Consider the following 19,547-nt stretch of genomic DNA (forward strand, 5'->3'; position numbering starts at 1 on the left):
CGCCGTGGGCACACTCGCCCGGCTCGGACTGGCCGCCGTCTGGTTGGTTTCCGGAGCGCTGAAGATCAGCGATCCGGGACAGACCTACATCGCGGTCCAGGCTTTCGATGTCCTGCCGGACGGGCTCGTCCGCCCGGTCGCGATCGGGATGCCGCTCGTCGAACTGGCGCTCGGCCTGTTCCTGCTCGCCGGGTTCGTGACCCGGTGGGTGTCGGTGCTGTCGGTGCTGATGCTCGCGGTGCTCATCGCCGCGATCGCCCAATCCTGGGCGCGCGGGCTGAGCATCGATTGCGGCTGCTTCGGCGGTGGCGGTCAGATCGCCGCGGATCAGACGAGGTATCCGCAGGAGATCGCCAGGGACCTCGGGTTCGCGCTACTGGGTGTCTGGCTGATCGTGCGGCCGCGGACCTGGCTGTCCGTGGACGGCTGGCTCGGGAACTCTCGCGCCCCCGCGGACGACGACTATGTGGGTATCGCTGAAGGGAACGAATAATCGTGGGTGGAGCTGAGCGCAACGCTCGGAAACGCAAGCAGCAGCAGACGGCGTCGCGCTCGGTGGCACAGGCCAGGGGCGTCGCCGGCGGCGACAAGAAGAAGGTCGTCGCGATCGCCGTCGCGGTGGTCGTGCTCGCCGCGCTGGTGATCGGTGGCGTGATCTGGACGACGTCCAGCAAGGACAGCACCGAGGGCAAGGTGATCGGGGCACAGCCGACCGCCTCGGCGCCGGGTGTCGTGGAGAAGCGTGACGGGGCCGCCGTGGTCGTCGGCAAGCCCGACGCGAAGAAGACCATCGACATCTATGCAGACTTCCTTTGCCCGGTCTGCAAGCAGTTCGAAGAGTCGTTCAAGGGCCAGATCGAGGAGCAGGTGAACAACGGGACCCTGCAGGTCCGGTACCACATGCTGCCGATGCTCAACCAGCGTTCCGACCCGCCGGGCTATTCGCTGGACTCCGCCAACGCCTCGCTCGCCGCGGCCGACGCGGGCAAGTTCCTCGCCTTCCACGACGCGCTGTTCAAGGATCAGCCGGAGGAAGGCGGACGCGGGTTCGACAAGGCGCAGCTGATCAAGCTCGGCCAGGACGTCGGCATCACCGACCCGGCCTTCGCGATGGCGGTCAACGGTGGCGCCTACGAGCAGCAGATCCAGGACGCGTACAAGAAGATCTCGACGGATCCGGCGCTGCAGCAGGACTTCGGCAACGGACCGGGCTTCGGTACACCGACCGTCACCGCGAACGGGCAGGTCGTGAAGCTCGAGGCGGACTGGGTGCAGAAGGTCGTCGGCTAGTTCTCGAAGTACATGAAGGCCCCCTTCCTTGCGCCTAGGTACAGGAAGGGGGCCTTCATGTACTTAGGGCGGGGCGCGGCGTGGGGTGCGCGGCCGGGCGATAGCAAAGGTCCCTTGCTCCCTTTCCGCAGGTCTCGCCGCAAGTAGATGACGAATTGCGGGGGAGTCAGGGGAGCGAAGCGGAGGCGACAGCCGCGAAGGCCTGTACGCGGGCTGTCTCGGCGGAGCGCGGCCAGACGAGGCCCCACTCGACGTCGGGCGAACCGGCGAAGGGTACGAAGCGGATTCGCGGGTGGCTGAAGTACTCCTGTGCGTGTGCGGCGAGCGGGCAGATGCCGGCGCCGGTGGCGATCGCGGCGAGCAGTTCCTGAAACGTCGCGAAGGGCTTGCCTCGCGTCACGGGGTGACCGGCCGGTGTCAGCCACTGGCGTGGCTCTTCGATCCAGTACGGCTCCGGAGGATGCGCCGCACGAAGGACGGTGTCGCGGGCTAGGTCGTCGAGGGTGACTGATTTCCGTCGCGCGAAAGGATGTTTCGAGGACACCGCGAGCACCATCGGTTCGGTGTACACGGCCGGTCCGGTCGTCAGCTCGGGTTCGTCGGCCGGGAGCAGCGTCACCAGCGCGTCGATCTCACCCGAGCGCAGCATCGCGACCGGGTCGGCGAAATCGGCCTCACGGATGAGCAGTTCCGTGTCCGGGTGGCGCTGCCGGAAGCGGGCCAGCAGGTCTTCGATCAGATCGGCGACGCCGGGTGCCTCGAAGCCCAGCCGCAGTACGCCGCCGATCCCGCGCCCGGCCGCGACGGCGCGGTCGATGCCTTCGTGCAGCGCGCGGTAGGCGGGGCCGAGGTCGTCCCGCAACCGTTCGCCGATCGGCGTGAGCCGGACCCGCCTGCTGGTGCGGGCGAACAGTGGTGCGCCGATCCGGCGTTCCACCTGTTTGATCGTCTGGCTCACCCGTGCCTGCGAGACGTGCAGGTGTTCCGCGGTGCGGCCGAAATGCAGTTCGTCGGCCAGCGCCAGGAAGATCTCGATATCCCGCAGTTCCATAATCTCCAGGTTATCGATAGTGGCCGGTGCCGGTCAGCGGGAACCGTCTTTGTCGCAGGTCTAGACCATCGCTGCCGTGTCATGTGTTAATTCAAGCAATGAATTTACGCACTCGGCATGGGTGGTGAGGTATGACGAAATTCGTGGTCCGGCTCGCTCTGCTGTTCGTTTCGTGTCTCGCGTTGGCGTTGGCGCCGGTTTCGGCGCAGGCGGCGCCCGCGTTCAAGGTGCTGGCCTTCTACAACGGGACCTACGACGCGGCGCACATCAGCTTCGTCAAGGAAGCCAACCAGTGGTTCCCGAAAACCGCTTCACAGAACAACTTCGGCTACACCGCGACCAATGACTGGAACCGGCTGAACTCGCTGCAACCCTCGCAGTACCAGGTCGTGCTGTTCCTGGACGACCTGCCGCAGACCTCGTCGCAGCGCGCGGGCTTCGAGCGCTACATGAAGGCCGGCGGCGCGTTCTTCGGTTTCCACGTGGCGGCGTTCACCACGAATCCGTCCGGCTGGGACTGGTACCACAACAGGTTCCTTGGCACGGGGGCGTTCAAGTCCAACACCTGGGGGCCGACGACGGCGACGCTGAAGGTGGAGAACCGGCCGCATCCCTCGACCACGCGGCTGCCCGCGACGTTCACCTCGTCGGTGAGCGAGTGGTACGCCTGGAACAGTGACCTGCGCAGGAACCAGGACATCCGGATCCTCGCGTCGGTGGACCCGGTGAGCTTCCCGCTCGGGACCGATCCGAATCAGTCCTGGTACAGCGGGTACTACCCGATCCTCTGGACCAACACCAAGTACAAGATGCTCTACGCCAACTTCGGGCACAACAAGATGAACTACGAGACGAATCAGCCGCTTTCGTCGACCTTCGCCAGTGAGGTGCAGAACCGCTTCGTCGTCGACGGCCTGCTGTGGCTCGGCGGCGTGAAGGCCTCCTGACTGGGGTGCCGAGGGCCTGACAAGGCGCGTTTTCGCTGGTCAGGCCCTCGGTGATAGCAAAGGTCCCTTGCTACTCCTCGATGGCGCCGCCCACCGCGCGCAGGTGCTCCCGGAACGTCAGCGAAGGCGACTTCGCGCGCTCCGCGAGGAAGTCGGCGAAGCGCACCTGCTCGCGAAGGGACTCTCCGGCGCGGATCCGGTCGGCCTGGAGCCGTTCGGTGTCGCGGATGGCCTCGGCGCGGTCCAGGACCTCGTCCGCCCGGTCGGCAGGGATGAACAGGACGCCGTCCTCGTCGCCGAACACGAGATCTTCCCGCGTCACCGTCCAGTCCCCGACGACGGCCGAGTCGAGCGCGCCGTCCGGGCGGGCGGAGACCGAGAGCGGACCTGTCGGGATCGAGCCGAGGCTGAACACCGGCAGCCCGATCTTCTTGATGTCGGCGGTGTCGCGGTGCAGTCCCCAGATGACGACGCCGCTCAACCCAGCCCCTTCCGCTTCGAGAACCGCGAGGTCCCCGACGCAGCTCTCGTCGAGCCTGCCACCGTTGTCGACGACGAGGACGTCGCCGGGGTTCGCGGTTTCGTACGCCTCCAGGAAGACGTCGACGCTGCCGACGTGCCGGGCGGGGGTGACCCGCCCGGCCACGCGTCCGCCGGGTACGACCGAGTGCGTGCCGACGGGCGCGCATCGAACCGGGACGCCGGCGCGGACGCAGCCATCGGTCAGATGCGCGGTGGTCAGCTGGGAGAACCGCTGCCGAAGCTCCTCGGGATCCATATCCCGACTTTAGCCACGGCGCCACACCACGGGAGTGTTGTCGTGGCCGCGGCCCTGCAGCGCTCCCGGAAGATCTTGCCGAAGGCGCCGGTGTTGACGACTGTCGCCAGGTCGAGCATCGCGTCGATCCCGCTCTCGTTGCCGACGAATAGCCTCCGCGCTCGGGAGGGGCTCTGATAGCCCGGTTTCCTGCCAGACTGGTTCCTCACGGTGAGGAAACAGTCGACGGGGAGGTCGTGCGGGTGAACGCGGACGAGGACGCGAGGCGGCCGGCGTGGCTGCTCGACCAGCTGATCGACGCCGCCCGGTCACCGAGCACAGAAGCCTTCCGAGAGACACGCGAAAGGCTTCTGGTGGAGACGGCGAAGTTCGTGGCCACCGTGTCCCCTGAGCGCAGCGAACAGTTCGCCAGGTCGAACGGGCGCGATTCACTGCTGGCGACGATGGCCGCCCGGCTCGCGGTCACCGATCCCGCCCGTTCCGAGCGGCTGCTCGGCGGCGTCGGTCCGCTCTGGGACCGGTGGACGCTGGTGGCGATGGCCGAACTGGCGGTCGCGGTGGCACCCTCAGACCCCCGCCGGGCCAAGAAGCTGCTCAACGAAGCGGCATCTCGTGCCCACCAGGCCTCGTGGGCGGCATCGAAAGCACTGGCGGACATGGCGACAGTGGTGGCGCCCAGCGACCCTCGCCGCGCGACGCGCCTGATCGAGTCCGCTGCCAGGGTGGGCGAGGAGAACCGTCAAGTGGGTGTCCACTACGCGGCGATGGCCGCGACCGCGCTCGATCTCCGACTGGCCGAACGGATCGCCACCTCGGCGGGCCCTCGGCGGCATGGTCGCCTCCTGGCCGAGGTGGCGAGGGCGGCCGCGGCGACCGATCCCGATCGCGCCGTGAGAATCGCCCGTTCGTTCAAGGAACCGGCCGAGCTCGCACCCCTGCTGGCCGATATAGCGGCGAAGATGGCCTCTCGCACGGGGTCCCGTGCCGACAGTCTGATCTCCGAAGCCGATCAGCTGGCACGGCGGATCATGGACCAGCACGACCACACCGTGGCGATGACGTCCGTGATCAAGGCCCTCGCCACGCGCGATCCCGACCGGGCGGTGGAACGGGCCAAGGCGATCGCGAAGGAGACCGGAAGCCCGTGGCCGACAGGTGTCGTGGCGGGCGCCATCGGCGCCGCACAACCCGAGCGCGCCGAACGCATCGCGAAGTCCATCGAGAACGACCTCGAACGGACCGCAGCCCTGGCGGCGGCTGCCGAGGCCATGGCGGCAGTGGATCCTGAACGCGCGGAACGGCTCTGCGAATCCCTTCCTGACACCTACTTCGCGCTCCAAGAAGCCTTGGCGCACACGGCGATCGCCATGGCCCACGCCGACATCGACCGGGCGGAAGAGCTCGCGCTGTCGGTCACCCACCCCCACCACCGAGCCGAGGCCCTGCTCGAAGTACTGAAGGTGGTGACCGCCTGAGGTCAGCAGAACTGCTCGACCACCACCGCCGCGCCAGCCAAACGCACCGCGCCGACCCCCCGACGCGCCGTCAGCCATGCCGACCAGTGCCTGCCAGGACCAAGCTCGTACGTTTCATCGAATCCCCTGAGTTGTGTTCGTCCTGGTTAACGGGGGTGTAAGCCGCCTGTTTGAGTCACCTGACACGCAACGTGCCGTAAGTAACATCCGTTCAGACCTGTATGTAAGGGTTGATAAATACAGTCCTGTCTGTATCTTCAGTGGCAGCAGCGACCCGGCAACGGACAAGGAGCGTCGTGGTGGCCAACAAGGTGTACGTCGTCGGCGTGGGCATGACGAAGTTCGAGAAGCCCGGACGTCGTGAGGGCTGGGATTACCCGCAGATGGCCAAGGAATCCGGGACCAAGGCGCTCGAAGACGCCGGGATCTCCTTCGACGAGGTGCGGCAGGCCTACGTCGGCTACGTCTACGGAGAGTCGACCTCGGGACAGCGGGCGGTCTATGAACTGGGCATGACCGGGATCCCGGTCGTCAACGTCAACAACAACTGCTCGACCGGGTCGACCGCGCTGTACCTCGCCGCGGAAGCGATCCGGGGCGGCCGCGCGGACTGCGCGCTCGCGCTGGGCTTCGAGAAGATGCAGCCGGGATCGCTCGGCTCCACCTACGACGACCGCGAGCAGCCGATGGGCAGGCACCTCCAGGCGCTCGCGGAGATCTCCGAGGTGCTCTTCCCGCCGGCGCCGTGGATGTTCGGCGCGGCCGGCCGGGAGCACATGAAGACCTACGGCACCACCGCCGAGCATTTCGCCAAGATCGGCGAGAAGAACCACCGGCACTCGGTGAACAACCCGTACGCGCAGTTCCAGGAAAGCTATTCGCTGCAGGACATCCTCGACTCGCGGATGATCTACGACCCGCTCACCAAACTCCAGTGCTCGCCGACCTCGGACGGTTCCGGCGCGGCGATCCTCGCCAGCGAGTCCTTTGTGGACTCGCATGGGCTGGCGGAGCAGGCCGTCGAGATCGTCGGGCAGGCGATGACCACCGACTTCGCCAGCACCTTCGACGGTACCGCGAAGAACATCATCGGCTACGACATGAACGTCCAGGCCGCCCACCAGGTGTACGACCAGGCCGGGCTCGGCGCCGAAGACTTCCAGGTCATCGAACTGCACGACTGCTTCTCCGCCAACGAACTCCTGCTCTACGAAGCGCTGGGACTCTGCGCCGAAGGGGAAGCCGGGAAGCTCGTCGACTCCGGGGACACCACCTATGGCGGCAAGTGGGTCGTCAACCCGTCGGGCGGGCTGATCTCCAAGGGGCACCCGCTCGGCGCCACCGGTCTCGCGCAATGCGCCGAACTGACCTGGCAGCTGCGCGGAACCGCGGACAAACGCCAGGTCGACGGCGTCCAGGCCGCGCTGCAGCACAACATCGGACTCGGTGGCGCCGCCGTCGTCACCGCCTACCAGCGCGCCGAGCGCTGATCCCACCGAAAGGACGAACCATGGGCAAGATCAGTGCCTCCGTCGAACTCCCCGCCGCCCCCGACAAGGTGTGGGCGGAGTTCTCCAACCCCAACAACTTCGAGAAGTGGCTGACCATCCACACCAAGTGGAAGGGCGAGGTCCCGGCCGAATTCTCCAAGGGGGCGCAGGCTTCCGAGGTCGTCACGATGCTCGGGATGCCGAACACGATCACCTGGACGGTCGACGAGTTCGAGGCGCCGTCGAAGCTGGCGATCTCCGGCACCGGGATGGCCGGGGTGAAGGTCAAGTTCGAGCTGACCGTGGCGGCGTCCGGCGAGGGATCGCTCGCCAGCATCAACGCGGAGTTCGCAGGCCAGATGATCGTCGGCGCGCTCGGCAAGGCCGTCGAGAAGGACGGCAAGAAGAACCTCGACGCCTCCCTCGAGAACTTCAAGGCGCTGGTCGCGTGACCGACGAGCGATTCGATCCCGACGGCCTCGGCAAGTGGACCGAGGAGTCCCGGTTCGAGGTGACCCGCGAGCGGCTGATCGAGTACGCGAAGGCCACCAACGACCCGATCCCGGCGCATCTCGCCGGGGACGTCGCGAGCCCCGTGTTCGCGATCGTGCCGGTGTTCGAGTCGCTGATGGAACCCGCGCTCGAGGTCGTCCCGGTCGGGCTGTTCGGCCGGATCGTGCACGGGGAACAGGAATTCCGGTTCCACCGGCCGATCCGCCCCGGCGACAAGCTCGTTTCGCGGGCGCGGATGACGGGCTACGAAGGCTTGTCGAACGGCACGCGCGGCACCATCCACCTCGAATGCCGCACTGAAGACGACGACCTGGTCAACGAGCAGTACGTGACCTTGTTCGTGCGCGGGTTCGACACCGGTGAGACGCGGGGCGAACTCGGGCCGGAGCACAAGTTCGACGAAGGCCTGCGTTCGCGGGCACCGGTGGCGAAGGTGAACCAGCACGTCGACGACGACCAGACGTACCGGTACGCGCCCGCCGCAGGCGACCCCATGCCCATCCATCTCGACGAAGAGGTCGCGAAGGATTCGGGACTGCCGGGGATCATCGCGCACGGCCTGTGCACCATGGCGTTCACCTCGTGGGCGCTGCTGACCGAGGTCGCCGGGTCCGATGTGGACAGACTGAAACGGTTCGCCGTGCGGTTCGCCAAACCGGTGCTGCCCGGGCAAGACCTGACCACGTCCATCTGGAGCGCGGGTGGCGGGAGCTACGCGTTCGAAACCACCGTCGGCGAAACCGTCGTGATCAAAGACGGCCTCGCGGAATTCGCGGAGTAGGAGCAAAGCCATGGGAGCACTTGACGGGCGGGTCGCCGTCATCACCGGCGCCGGCCGGGGGATCGGCCGCGAGCACGCGCTGCTGTTCGCACGGGAGGGCGCGAGCGTCGTGGTCAACGACCTCGGCGGGGCGAACGACGGCAGCGGGGCCGACACCGGCCCGGCACAGGAGGTCGTCGACGAGATCCGCGCGGCGGGCGGCAAGGCCGTGGCGAACACGGCCAACGTCGCCGACTGGGCGGGCGCCGAGGAACTGGTCGCGCAGGCGGTGGGCGAGTTCGGCAGGCTGGACGTCGTGGTGAACAACGCGGGCATCCTGCGCGACGCGTTCATCGCCGGACTGGAGGAGTCCCAATGGGATTCCGTGATCGCCGTGCATCTGAAGGGGCACGCGGCGGTGCTGCGGCACGCGGCCGCGTACTGGAAGTCGGCGAGCAAGGCCGGTGAGCGGGTGGCGGGCTCGGTGATCAACACCGCGTCGGCGTCCGGGGTCACGTTGCCGAACGCCGGACAAGCGAACTACGGCGCGGCGAAGGCGGGCATCGCCGCGCTGACGCTGGTCGCCGCCGAGGAACTGGAACGCTACGGCGTGCGGGTCAACGCGATCGCCCCGATCGCGCGCACGCGGCTCACCCTGGCGACGCCGGGTATGGGCGCGATCTTCGCGCAGGAAGTGGAAGAAGGAGAGTTCGACGCGTTCTCCCCGGCCAACATCTCGCCGCTGGTTGCCTATCTCGCGACCGAGAAGTGCCGGCTCACCGGCAAGGTGTTCGCGGTGCAGGGCGGCGCGATCTCCGAACTCGCGGGCTGGCACGACGTCAAGGTGATCGAAACCGAGACCGCCTGGGAGATCGACGACATCGCCGCGAGGCTGCCATGATCGAGTGGTCCGAGACCGAGCTGCTGATCAGGGACACCATCCGGGAGTTCATCGACAAGGAGATCCGGCCGCACCTCGACGCGCTGGAAAGCGGGACACTGCCGCCGTACGACATCATCAGGAAGATGTTCGCGTCCTTCGGCATCGACGCGCTCGCGCGGGAATCGGTGACGAAACTGCTGGCGAAATCGCCCGGGTCCGGTTCAGGTGGCGGCGGGCTCGCGTTCGGCGGGCAGGAGGCGATGGCGCTCATCGCGGTGAGCGAACTGGCCGGGGTCAGCCTCGGCATCGTCGCTTCGCTCGGCGTGAGCATCGGGCTGACCGCGCAGACGATCCTGACCAAGGGCACGCAGGCGCAGAAGGAACGCTGGCTGCCTTCTCTTGTCACCTTCGAGAAGGTCGGCGCGTGGGCGATCACCGAACCCGATTCCGGCTCGGACGCTTTCGGTGGGATGAAGACGTCGGTGCGGCGCGAAGGTGACGAATATGTCCTCAATGGACAGAAGACGTTCATCACCAACGGCCCGTACGCCGACACGATCATCGTGTACGCGAAGCTCGACGACGGCGACGGTACCGCCGTCCGCGACCGCAAGGTGCTGACGTTCGTGCTGGACAAGGGTATGCCCGGGCTCACGCAGGGCAAGCCGTTCAAGAAGATGGGCATGATGTCGTCACCGACCGGCGAGCTGTTCTTCAGCGACGTCCGGCTCGGGCGGGACAGGCTGCTCGGCGAATCCGAGACCGGCCGCGACGGCGACAGCAAGGCCGAGGTGAAGTCCGGGTTCGCCGTCGAGCGGATCGGGGTCGCGGCGCTGGCGCTCGGGATCATCAACGAATGCCACCGGCTCTGCGTGGACTACGCGAAGAACCGGAAGCTGTGGGGCCAGGAGATCGGGCGGTTCCAGCTGATCCAGCTCAAGCTGGCGAAGATGGAAGTCGCGCGGATCAACGTGCAGAACATGGTGTTCCAGCTGATCGAGACCCTGCGGGCGGGCAAGATGCCGACGCTGGCCGAGGCTTCCGCGATGAAGCTGTACTCGTCGGAGGCGGCCACCGAGGTCGCGATGGAGGCCGTGCAGCTGTTCGGCGGCAACGGGTACATGGCGGAGTACCGGGTGGAGCAGCTGGCGCGGGACGCGAAGTCGCTGATGATCTACGCGGGAAGCAACGAGATCCAGGTGACGCACATCGCGAAGGGTCTGCTGGGCCGCTGAGGGAGCAAGGGACCTTTGCTATCGCGTGGGTGAGACGGCCGGCGGACGTGCAATGAAGGGGCCTTTCATAGCAAAATTTGCTATGAAAGGCCCCTTCATTGCGCTTGCGCTGGGTGGGGAGCGCCGGGGGTGGCCGCAAGTAGGTGACTAATTGCGGCAGGGCGGCGGGGTCAGCTGCGTTCGATCAGGTGGCCGACGACCTCGGGGCCCGGGTGGGCGTGGCCGGAGCCATCGCGCCGGACGTCGGCCTCCGGCAGTTCCACCGGGTCACCGGTGCGCGACGCGCCGGCGGGACGCGGGCCGATCCAGCCCACCACCAGCCGCGTTTCGCCCTTGAGGAACCGTTGTGCCCGGACACCGGCGGTCGCCCGGCCCTTGGCCGGGTACTCGCTGAACGGGGTCACCTTCACGCTCGCGCCGGTCGCGGTGACGACCATCGGCTCGCCGTGTTCGGCGTCGTCGGTGCGGATCGCGCCGAAGAAGACCACTTCCGCTTCGCCGCGCACGGTGATCCCGGCCATGCCGCCGCCCTTGAGGCCCTGCGGCCGCACGAGCGACGCCGGGTAGCGCAGCAGTGACGCTTCGGACGACAGAAACGCCAGCGTCTCGTCGCCGTCGGTGAGCCAGGTAGCGCCGACGACCTCATCGCCGTCCTTCAAGCTGATCACGTCGAACTCGTCCGAGCGGACCGGCCATTCCGGCGCGCACACCTTTACGACGCCGAGTTTGGTGCCGAGCGCGAGACCAGGGGAGCCTGCCGCCTGATCGCCGAGCGGCGCCAAGCCGATGACGCGCTCGCCCTTCTCCAACGGCACCAGTTCCTTCGCGGCCATCCCGCCGCGAAGCGAAACGGTGCCAGCCTGCTCGGGCAGCACCGGCAGCGGCAGCACGTCGGTCTTGAACGCGCGGCCGCGGTTGGTCACCAGCAGCACCTGACCGCGTGCGGTCGAATGGACCACCGCGGACACCGAGTCGTGTTTGACGCGGCCGTTGCGGCGCCGCACTTCCGACGCCTCCTCCGATTCCGCCGCCGTCCGCGCGACCAGCCCGGTGGCCGACAGGATCACCTGGCACGGATCGTCGGCGACCTCCAGCGGACCGGACGGCTTCGACGCGGCGAGGACCTCCTTGAGGTCACCGTCGATCAGCGCGGTGCGGCGTTCGGTGGGGGAGTCCTTGGCGACCTTGGCCAGCTCGGCCGAGACGACCTTCTTCAGCACCGACTCGTCGTCGAGGATCTTCGACAGTTCGGCGATCTCCTCGCGCAGCTTGTCCTGCTCCGCCTCGAGTTCGATCCGGTCGTACTTCGTGAGCCGCCGCAGCGGGGTGTCCAGGATGTAGGTCGCCTGGATCTCCGAGAGCTTGAACCGCTTCATCAGGCCGTCCTTCGCGGCCGCGGCGTTGTCGCTGTCGCGGATCAGCTTGATCACCTTGTCGATGTCGAGCAGGGCGATCAGCAGACCGTCGACCAGGTGCAGGCGCTCCTCGCGCTTGCGGCGCCGGTAGCGCGTGCGGCGGGTGACGACCTCGTAGCGGTGGCTGAGGAAGACCTCCAGCAACGCCTTGAGCCCCAGCGTCTGCGGCTGCCCGTCCACCAGGACGAGGTTGTTGATGCCGAAGGACTGCTCCAGCGGCGTCAGGCGGTACAGGTCCGCCAGCAGGGCCTGCGGGTTCACGCCGACCTTGCATTCGACGACCAGCCGCGTGCCGTTCTCGCGGTCGGTGAGGTCCTTGACGTCGGCGATGCCGGTGAGCCGCTTGGACTTGTTGACCTCGTCGGTGATCTTCTCGATCACCTTCTCCGGGCCGACGCCGTACGGCAGCTCGGTGACGGTGATCGCCTGACGGCCGCGGCTGCCCTCGAGCGGACCGGTTTCAGCGCTGGCGCGCATGCGCACGACACCACGGCCGGTCTCGTAGGCGCGGCGGACCTCGTCGAGTCCCAGCAGCGAGCCGCCGGTCGGCAGGTCCGGGCCGGGGATGAACTCCATCAGCTTGTCGAGAGTGGCGTTCGGATGGTTGATCAGCCACCGCGCCGCGCCGATGACCTCGGTCAAGTTGTGCGGGATCATATTGGTCGCCATCCCGACCGCGATCCCGGACGTGCCGTTGACCAGCAGGTTCGGGAACGCCGCGGGCAGCACGGACGGCTCTTCGAGCGAACCGTCGTAGTTCGGCCGGAAGTCGACGGTGTCCTCGCCGAGTTCGCCGGCCAGCAGCATCGCTTCGGGGGACAGCCGCGCCTCGGTGTACCGCGAGGCGGCCGGGCCGTCGTCGGGGGAGCCGAAGTTGCCGTGCCCGTCGACCAGCGGGACGTTGAGTGAGAAGTCCTGCGCGAGGCGGACCATGGCATCGTAGATCGCCGTGTCGCCGTGCGGGTGGTACTTGCCCATCACGTCGCCGACCACGCGGGACGACTTCACGTACGCGTGCGTCGGCCGGTAGCCGTTCTCGTTCATCGAGTACATGATCCGGCGGTGTACCGGTTTCAGCCCGTCCCGCGCGTCCGGGAGCGCCCGCGAGTGGATGACCGAGTACGCGTACTCCAGGTACGAGTCCTCGATCTCCGTCTTCAGCGGGTTGTCGAAGACGTTCGCACCGGGCCTGTCGAACGCGGAGGGGTCGACCTTGGTGGTGGTGCCCTTACGGCGTGCCATTGCTCAAAGCTCCTTGAATAGCAACGAAATCAGGCGTCAATGGCGTCGCGGTCGACCCGGTCGGAGGACTCGACGAGCCAGTTGCGGCGGGGTTCGACCTTCTCGCCCATCAACAGTTCGAGCGCGTTCTCCGCGGCTTCGGCGTCGTCGAGGGTGATGCGGCGGACCGAGCGGGTGGCGGGGTTCATCGTGGTGTCCCACAGTTCGTCGGCGTCCATCTCGCCGAGACCCTTGAACCGCGGCACCGGCGTGACGATCTGCTTGCCCGCCCGCTCCAGCTCCGCGAACTTGGTCTCCATCTCCTTCTGGCTGAAGGTGAAATGGGTTTCCGGGTTGCGGCCCTTGGTGACCAGTTTGTGCAGCGGCGGCATCGCGGCGTAGAGCCTGCCGTCCTCGATCACCGGCCGCATGTACTTGGCGAACAGCGTGATCAGCAGCGTCCGGATATGCGAACCGTCGACGTCCGCGTCGGCCATCAGGATCACCCGGCCGTAGCGCATGGTCGACAGGTCGAACGTGCGCCCGCTGCCCGCGCCGAGCACCTGCACGATCGAGGCGATCTCGGCGTTCTTCAAGGTGTCGCCGAGCGATGCCTTCTGGACGTTGAGGATCTTGCCGCGCAAGGGAAGCAGCGCCTGATACTCGGAGACGCGTGCCATCCGCGCCGAACCGAGCGCGCTGTCACCCTCGACGAGGAACAGCTCACTGCGGGAGACGCCGGTGGTGCGGCAGTCGACCAGCTTCGGCGGCATGGCAGCGCCTTCGAGCGCGGTCTTGCGCCGGGCGGCGTCCTTCTGCTGCTTCTGGGTGAGCCGGACGCGTGCCGCGTCGACCACCTTCTGCAGCACGACCTTCGCCTCGGACTTGGTCTTGCGCTCCTCGGTCCAGGACCGGATGTGCTTGTCGACGACGCCCTGGATGACGCGGGTGATCCCGGCGGTGGACAGCTCGTCCTTGGTCTGCGAGGTGAACTGCGGCTCCGGCAGCCGGACGTGGACGACCGCCGTCATCCCTTCGAGGACGTCCTCGACGGTCGGCATGTCCTCCTTGGGTTTGAGCAGCCCGCGGGTTTTGGAAATGGCGTCCTGCAAGGCTTTCAGCACCGCGCGGTCGAAACCGCGGCGGTGTGTGCCGCCGTGCACGTTGCGGATGGTGTTGGTGAAGCACTCCACCGTGCGCTCGTAGCCGGTGCCCCAGCGCAGCGCGACCTCGATCTCCGCGTGACGCACCACATTGGACTGCATGACACCGTTGGCGTCGGCCGCGTTCTCCTTGTACGTGCCCTCGCCGTTGATGATCAGCGTGCCGCAGACGGGTTTCTCGCTGTCCGGGGCGAGGAAGTCGACCATGTCGGCGAGGCCGTTCGGGAAGTGGAAGGTCTCTTCGCTGATCGAATCGTCGACGGCGGTGCGCAGGACATAGGTGACGCCGGGGACCAGGAAGGCGGTGTTGCGCATCTTCGCGCGGACACCCTCGACGTCGAGCGAAGAGCCGGTCTCGAAGTAGCGCGAGTCGTACCAGTACCGGATCGACGTGCCCGAGCGCTCGCCGCGTTTCATCTTCCCGGTGACGTTGAGCCCGGACTTGCGGGTGAACTTGGCCTTCGGGCCGGGTCCGTCGAACACGCCGGGGACGCCGTGCGCGAACGACATCTGGTGGACCTTGCCCTCTTGCTTCACCGTGACGTCGAAGCGGTGCGACAGCGCGTTCACCGCCGAAGCGCCGACACCGTGCAGGCCACCGGAGGTCTTGTAGCCCGAGCCGCCGAACTTGCCGCCGGCGTGCAGCCTCGTCAGCACCAGCTCGACACCGGACAGACCGGATTTGGCGTGGGTGCCGGTGGGGATGCCGCGGCCGTCGTCGTCGACCTGGACGCTGCCGTCGGCGTGCAGGGTGACCACGATCTTCGTGGCGTGACCGGCCACACCCTCGTCGGTCGAGTTGTCCACGACCTCGGAGAACAGGTGGTTGATGCCTCGGCTGTCGGTGGAGCCGATGTACATCCCGGGGCGCTTGCGGACCGCTTCCAGACCCTCGAGATGCGTCAGGTCGTCGGCCCCGTACAGGGTCTCAGCAGTCACTGGGTACTTCTCCTGGAGTCATGGCTCGCGAACTAGCTCGTGGAGGTGGTGTTCAACGCGACACCGTACTGGAGGATATCCGTCCCCTCCGACAGCTTCGTCCTCCCGAGCCCCCGGTGTGGCGGATCACGCCGTCCCGGTGGCCGGGTCACGGGTGGGGAAAGCAGCTTCCTAGCGGCGTGGATGAGGCGTTATCGTTCCCGGTGTCACAGGGTGACGGGGGGAACAAGGTGACCGTCGGAGTCGGTCCCACACGCGTCTCGACCGTACAGCGCGTCGTGAGTCTCTGGTATTTCGTGGTGGTCGTCGGGTCGTTCGGCATGCTCGCGTTGATACCGGTCGCGCATGCCGCGATCCGGTTGCGGCGCGCGGTTCTCTGGCTGTTCGTGCTGGGCTATGGCGGTGTCGCCGTCGGGATGACGTTCCTGCTCGAGCGGGCGGCGACGGAGGGCGAGTCGGAGGCGATGCTGTCGTTCGCCTGGCTCTTCGGCACGATCCTGTTCATCACCGGGACCTGCGTACACCTCGCGCTGTTGCGGAACAAGATCCTCTATCCGCCGCCGACGGCGTGGGTCGAGTCCGGTATGCACTGCGGGCTGTTCTCGATCGACATCGCCGGATTCGGCCAGGTCGGGCGCAGCAGCGAGATCTTCGTGCAGGTCCGGCGGATGCTCTTCGGCCTGCTCTCCACCGCCTTCGAGGCCAGCGGGATCGCCTGGGACGCCTGCCTGAAACGCGACACCGGGGACGGCATGATCGTCGTGGTCCCACCGCATTTCCCGAAGTTCCGCCTGGTGTACCCGCTGGTTTCCCGGCTGACCGCGGAACTGGCCAGGTACAACGTGGTCACCGAGCCCGGCCTGCGGATCCGGGTGCGGGTGGCCATCCACGCCGGCGAGATCGCGCTCGACGAGTACGGCGTGACGGGACGCCCGAAGGTGCTGCTCGCCCGGCTGCTCGATTCGCGGGTGCTGCGGGACGCGCTCGCCGCGGCGCCGGACGAGTCACCCGTGGTGGTGCTCGTCTCCGACCGCTTCCACGAGGACGTCCAGGACCAGGGCGGCCCCGGTCTCGACACGATGAGTTACCGGCAGGTGCTCGTGCACGAGAAGGAGACCGAGGTCCGCGCCTGGCTGCATGTTCCGGATCCGGTGCTCAGAGGGCTGCCGTGAGGACCTCCAGCGCGCTGTGCTGACGGGCGGCGTCGATCTTGTCGACCGGCCCGGCCCAGCGCAGGCCGTGCTGATCGAGCGACGTGCGGTTGTTCGCGATCGTCGAGTTCGCCTGCCGGGTCAGGTAAGCGCGGTACGGCCTGCCGGAGAGGGCCCGGTCGAGCTCGCCGAGCCCCCTGGCGTACGCGCCCTTGAACGACGGCCCGTCGGCGCCGCAGTCGCCGGACTCGCACGGGTCGCGCAGGATCCCGTTCGCGTGCAGCAGCGACGTCGTGGTGGAGGCGTCCGCGAGCCGGCGGGCACGGGTGAGCAGGGCGGCGTCACCGGTGGCACGGTTCAGTTCGACCAGCGCGCCGAGGACGATGCCCTGGTTGTAACTCCAGACGGCCTGCCCGTTGTTGGCGCAGGAGGAGTTCAGCCCGTCGTTGATCAGGTCGGCGCCGTTGATCATGCCGCTCGCGCGGAACCAGTCCCAGACCTCGCGTGCCCGTGCGAGCTGGACGGTGTCGCCGGGGAGCCGGTTGTGCAGTGACGCGGCCACCTTGACGTACAACTCGTTGGTGACGGCGTTCTTGTACGTCTTCGCCGTCGACCACCAGAGACCGCCGCCGCAGGTCCCGTCGCGGTAGGAGTACATGTAGTTCGCCGCGATGACGGCGGTGTCGAGGTAGCGGCGGTCCTTGGTCAGGTCGTAGGCGCGGATCCAGGCGAGCGCCCACCAGCCGGTGTCGTCGATGTATTCGTTCGTGAAGTTGTTGCCACGATTGCGGTCGAAGGTGTTGGCGATGGCGTAGCGGTAGTTCGGCGAACCGGTGCGGGTGCTGTAGTCGAGGATCGCGGTGAGCGCGTTGGCCGAGTTCCACCAGCCCGTGGTCTGCCAGAGGCCGGTGCTGTTGTCGTAGAACTGCATGAGCGCGGTCGCCGCCGCTTCGGCGCGGTCGTTCGCGGCGACCGTGGTGCGGAACCACGGTGTGCAGGCGATTTCCGGCCGGTTGCTCGCCTTCCCGCAGGCGCGAAGGGCACCGAAACGGTGGGTGGCGGGGTCGTCGACGTTGAACATCAGGGTCCGCCAGCCGCGTTGACCGGCGGGGATCTTCGTGTCACCGATCCGGCTGTCGCCTGCCCAGGTGCGGCCGCCGTCGAAGGAACGGTCGAGCCAGACCTCGTCGCCGGGGTCACCGTTGCCGATGCTGCCCCAGCCCATGTTGTCGCCGTCCGAGAGATGCAGCGTGATGCCGCGGCCCCAGACCGTCGCGGTGCCGGGTCTTCTTTCGCCGACGGCCAATGCCGGGTCGCGGCTGTCGCAGTACTTGGCGCAGATCGTCGCCGCGACGGTGGGTTCGGGAGTGGTGGTCACCGGCGTGAGAGCGAATGTCAACGTTGTCACAAGCAGGGATGTGAGCCACATGGATTCGAGTGTGAGTGCGGCCACTTTCCCGGCCGATCAAGTCACCCTTTCAGCTCGCGCCGATGGTCTGGAATACTTCTTGCGCGCGTGAGGTTGAACGCTCAAGCAACGTAACCCCGGCCCAGGGAGCAGGTCATGCAGTTCGGAATCTTCACGGTGGGCGATGTGACGACCGACCCGACCACCGGGGAGGCGCCCAGCGAGTACGAGCGGATCAAGGCGATGGTGCGCATCGCGCTCAAGGCCGAAGAAGTCGGCCTCGACGTCTTCGCGACCGGCGAGCACCACAACCCGCCCTTCGTGCCTTCTTCGCCTACGACGATGCTCGGCTACATCGCCGCGCAGACGTCGAAGATCATCCTTTCCACCTCGACCACGCTGATCACCACGAACGACCCGGTGAAGATCGCCGAGGACTTCGCGATGCTCCAGCACCTCGCCGACGGCCGCGTCGACCTGATGATGGGTCGCGGCAACACCGGACCGGTGTACCCGTGGTTCGGACAGGACATCCGGCAGGGCATTCCGCTGGCCATCGAGAACTACCACCTGCTGCACCGGTTGTGGCGCGAGGACGTGGTCAGCTGGTCCGGCAAGTTCCGGACGCCGCTGCAGGAGTTCACCTCGACCCCGAGGCCGCTCGACGGTGTCCCGCCGTTCGTGTGGCACGGCTCGATCCGCAGCCCGGAGATCGCGGAGCAGGCCGCCTACTACGGCGACGGGTTCTTCGCGAACCACATCTTCTGGCCGAAGGAGCACTTCCAGTCGCTGATCGACCTGTACCGCGAGCGGTACGAGCACTACGGGCACGGCAAGGCGGACCAGGCCATCGTCGGGCTCGGCGGCCAGGTGTTCCTGCGGCCGAAGTCGCAGGACGCGGTGCGGGAGTTCCGGCCGTACTTCGACAACGCGCCGGTGTACGGGCACGGGCCGTCGCTGGAGGAGTTCACCGAGCAGACGCCGCTGACCGTCGGGAGCCCGCAAGAGGTGATCGACAAGACGCTGACCTTCCGCGAGCACTTCGGCGACTACCAGCGTCAGCTGTTCCTGATGGACCACGCCGGACTGCCGTTGAAGACCGTGCTGGAACAGCTCGATCTGCTCGGCGAGCACGTGATTCCGGTGCTGCGCAAGGAACTTGACTCACTTCGTCCTTCTCATGTGCCCGAAGCGCCTACGCACGCTTCGCTTTCTTCGGGGGTTTTGGCATGACGACGATCGCTGTCGTGACCGCGGGACTGAGCCAGCCGTCCTCGACGCGGCTGCTCGCGGACAAACTCGCCGCGGCGGTTTCCACCGCGCTGCCGGACGCGGAGATCGAGGTGATCGAACTCCGCGACCTGGCCATCGACGTCACGAAGAACATGCTGACCGGATTCCCTTCGCCTGCCCTGCGCGCGGCCATCGACACGGTGACCGCCGCGGACGGCCTGATCGCCGTGACGCCGGTGTTCACCGCGTCGTACAGCGGACTGTTCAAGTCGTTCTTCGACGTGCTGGACCAGAAGGCGCTCGACGGGAAACCGGTGCTGATCGGCGCCACCGGCGGAACCGAACGGCACTCGCTGGTGCTCGACTTCGCGCTGCGTCCGCTCTTCGCTTACCTTCGCGCCGAGCCTGTCGCGACGGCGGTGTACGCGGCTTCGTCGGACTGGGCGTCTCCGGGGGATCTCGACACGCGGGCTTCGCGGGCGGGGCGGGAGCTGGCTTCGCGGCTGTCGTCGGAGGGGACGGCCTTGGCTCCTGACAGCGGGTTCGTACCGTTCGAGCAGCTGCTGCGTGCGGGGGAGTGAGCAAGGGACCTTTG

General features: G+C 67.3%; 17 protein-coding genes. 12 read left to right on the forward strand and 5 right to left on the reverse strand.

Translation table 11 applies throughout. From position 1 onward, the window contains the following. Positions 1 to 4: 4 nt before the first annotated feature. On the forward strand, positions 5 to 493 hold the full coding sequence (locus DL990_RS39190; RefSeq protein WP_125789293.1) for a MauE/DoxX family redox-associated membrane protein: 489 nt from the start codon (positions 5 to 7) through the stop codon (positions 491 to 493). 2 nt (positions 494 to 495) lie between these two features. Then, a complete protein-coding gene (locus DL990_RS39195) occupies positions 496 to 1,290 on the forward strand; it encodes a thioredoxin domain-containing protein (RefSeq protein WP_125789232.1) in 795 nt (264 codons plus the stop codon). Between the two features lie 166 nt (positions 1,291 to 1,456). On the opposite strand, the gene DL990_RS39200 is transcribed toward DL990_RS39195, so the two are convergent. Further along, a complete protein-coding gene (locus tag DL990_RS39200) occupies positions 1,457 to 2,341 on the reverse strand; it encodes a LysR family transcriptional regulator (protein WP_125789233.1) in 885 nt (294 codons plus the stop codon). A 131-nt stretch (positions 2,342 to 2,472) separates the two neighbouring features. On the opposite strand from DL990_RS39200, the gene DL990_RS39205 reads away from it, so the two are divergent. Beyond that, the gene (locus DL990_RS39205) at positions 2,473 to 3,288 is read left to right on the forward strand and encodes a ThuA domain-containing protein (protein ID WP_125801697.1); all 816 of its coding nucleotides are present in this window, start codon (positions 2,473 to 2,475) and stop codon (positions 3,286 to 3,288) included. Between the two features lie 70 nt (positions 3,289 to 3,358). On the opposite strand, the gene DL990_RS39210 is transcribed toward DL990_RS39205, so the two are convergent. Next, on the reverse strand, positions 3,359 to 4,066 hold the full coding sequence (locus tag DL990_RS39210) for an RraA family protein (protein ID WP_125801698.1): 708 nt from the start codon (positions 4,064 to 4,066) through the stop codon (positions 3,359 to 3,361). A gap of 242 nt (positions 4,067 to 4,308) precedes the next feature. Between DL990_RS39210 and DL990_RS39215 the strand changes: the two genes are divergently transcribed. The 6 genes from DL990_RS39215 to DL990_RS39240 all read left to right on the forward strand — a co-directional run bounded on the left by DL990_RS39215 (position 4,309) and on the right by DL990_RS39240 (position 10,422). Then, a complete protein-coding gene (locus DL990_RS39215) occupies positions 4,309 to 5,541 on the forward strand; it encodes a hypothetical protein (RefSeq protein ID WP_125801699.1) in 1,233 nt (410 codons plus the stop codon). A 296-nt stretch (positions 5,542 to 5,837) separates the two neighbouring features. Next, complete coding sequence (locus tag DL990_RS39220) at positions 5,838 to 7,031, forward strand: lipid-transfer protein (RefSeq protein WP_199746786.1); 1,194 nt, start codon at positions 5,838 to 5,840, stop codon at positions 7,029 to 7,031. 20 nt (positions 7,032 to 7,051) lie between these two features. Next, the gene (locus tag DL990_RS39225; RefSeq protein WP_125789239.1) at positions 7,052 to 7,483 is read left to right on the forward strand and encodes an SRPBCC family protein; all 432 of its coding nucleotides are present in this window, start codon (positions 7,052 to 7,054) and stop codon (positions 7,481 to 7,483) included. After that, entirely contained in the window at positions 7,480 to 8,325 is an 846-nt protein-coding gene (locus tag DL990_RS39230; RefSeq protein ID WP_125789240.1) for a MaoC/PaaZ C-terminal domain-containing protein, read from the forward strand. The genes DL990_RS39225 and DL990_RS39230 overlap by 4 nt, the downstream gene beginning before the upstream one ends. Positions 8,326 to 8,335: 10 nt before the next feature. After that, entirely contained in the window at positions 8,336 to 9,205 is an 870-nt protein-coding gene (locus DL990_RS39235) for an SDR family oxidoreductase (protein ID WP_125801701.1), read from the forward strand. After that, positions 9,202 to 10,422, forward strand: a complete 1,221-nt coding sequence (locus DL990_RS39240) for an acyl-CoA dehydrogenase family protein (RefSeq protein ID WP_125789242.1) — start codon at positions 9,202 to 9,204, stop codon at positions 10,420 to 10,422. Before DL990_RS39235 ends, DL990_RS39240 begins: the two co-directional genes overlap by 4 nt. Before the next feature lie 170 nt (positions 10,423 to 10,592). On the opposite strand, the gene DL990_RS39245 is transcribed toward DL990_RS39240, so the two are convergent. Continuing rightward, positions 10,593 to 13,079: a DNA topoisomerase (ATP-hydrolyzing) subunit A gene (locus DL990_RS39245; protein WP_125801702.1), complete on the reverse strand. Its 2,487-nt coding sequence runs from the start codon at positions 13,077 to 13,079 to the stop codon at positions 10,593 to 10,595. A gap of 29 nt (positions 13,080 to 13,108) precedes the next feature. Beyond that, a complete protein-coding gene (locus DL990_RS39250; RefSeq protein WP_125789244.1) occupies positions 13,109 to 15,160 on the reverse strand; it encodes a type IIA DNA topoisomerase subunit B in 2,052 nt (683 codons plus the stop codon). 278 nt (positions 15,161 to 15,438) lie between these two features. Here DL990_RS39250 and DL990_RS39255 point away from each other — a divergent pair, with 278 nt between their 5' ends. After that, on the forward strand, positions 15,439 to 16,332 hold the full coding sequence (locus DL990_RS39255; RefSeq protein ID WP_233620704.1) for a hypothetical protein: 894 nt from the start codon (positions 15,439 to 15,441) through the stop codon (positions 16,330 to 16,332). On the opposite strand, the gene DL990_RS39260 is transcribed toward DL990_RS39255, so the two are convergent. Then, entirely contained in the window at positions 16,316 to 17,740 is a 1,425-nt protein-coding gene (locus DL990_RS39260) for a glycoside hydrolase family 76 protein (RefSeq protein WP_125801704.1), read from the reverse strand. The two genes, DL990_RS39255 and DL990_RS39260, sit on opposite strands and share 17 nt — an antisense overlap. Positions 17,741 to 17,875: 135 nt before the next feature. On the opposite strand from DL990_RS39260, the gene DL990_RS39265 reads away from it, so the two are divergent. Continuing rightward, complete coding sequence (locus tag DL990_RS39265; RefSeq protein WP_125789247.1) at positions 17,876 to 18,952, forward strand: LLM class flavin-dependent oxidoreductase; 1,077 nt, start codon at positions 17,876 to 17,878, stop codon at positions 18,950 to 18,952. After that, the gene (locus DL990_RS39270) at positions 18,949 to 19,533 is read left to right on the forward strand and encodes an FMN reductase (protein ID WP_125789248.1); all 585 of its coding nucleotides are present in this window, start codon (positions 18,949 to 18,951) and stop codon (positions 19,531 to 19,533) included. Before DL990_RS39265 ends, DL990_RS39270 begins: the two co-directional genes overlap by 4 nt. The last annotated feature ends 14 nt before the right edge of the window (positions 19,534 to 19,547 follow it).

The organism is Amycolatopsis sp. WAC 01416 (assembly GCF_003947485.1).
Lineage (GTDB): Bacteria > Actinomycetota > Actinomycetes > Mycobacteriales > Pseudonocardiaceae > Amycolatopsis.

Bases quoted from the DNA above. Each gene is read 5' to 3' on its own strand.
- DL990_RS39240 (WP_125789242.1), top strand. From the start codon at position 9,202: ATGATCGAGTGGTCCGAGACCGAGCTGCTGATCAGGGACACCATCCGG.
- DL990_RS39270 (WP_125789248.1), top strand. From the start codon at position 18,949: ATGACGACGATCGCTGTCGTGACCGCGGGACTGAGCCAGCCGTCCTCG.
- DL990_RS39245 (WP_125801702.1), bottom strand. From the start codon at position 13,079: ATGGCACGCCGTAAGGGCACCACCACCAAGGTCGACCCCTCCGCGTTC.
- DL990_RS39260 (WP_125801704.1), bottom strand. From the start codon at position 17,740: ATGTGGCTCACATCCCTGCTTGTGACAACGTTGACATTCGCTCTCACG.
- DL990_RS39205 (WP_125801697.1), top strand. From the start codon at position 2,473: ATGACGAAATTCGTGGTCCGGCTCGCTCTGCTGTTCGTTTCGTGTCTC.
- DL990_RS39235 (WP_125801701.1), top strand. From the start codon at position 8,336: ATGGGAGCACTTGACGGGCGGGTCGCCGTCATCACCGGCGCCGGCCGG.
- DL990_RS39210 (WP_125801698.1), bottom strand. From the start codon at position 4,066: ATGGATCCCGAGGAGCTTCGGCAGCGGTTCTCCCAGCTGACCACCGCG.
- DL990_RS39225 (WP_125789239.1), top strand. From the start codon at position 7,052: ATGGGCAAGATCAGTGCCTCCGTCGAACTCCCCGCCGCCCCCGACAAG.
- DL990_RS39200 (WP_125789233.1), bottom strand. From the start codon at position 2,341: ATGGAACTGCGGGATATCGAGATCTTCCTGGCGCTGGCCGACGAACTG.
- DL990_RS39265 (WP_125789247.1), top strand. From the start codon at position 17,876: ATGCAGTTCGGAATCTTCACGGTGGGCGATGTGACGACCGACCCGACC.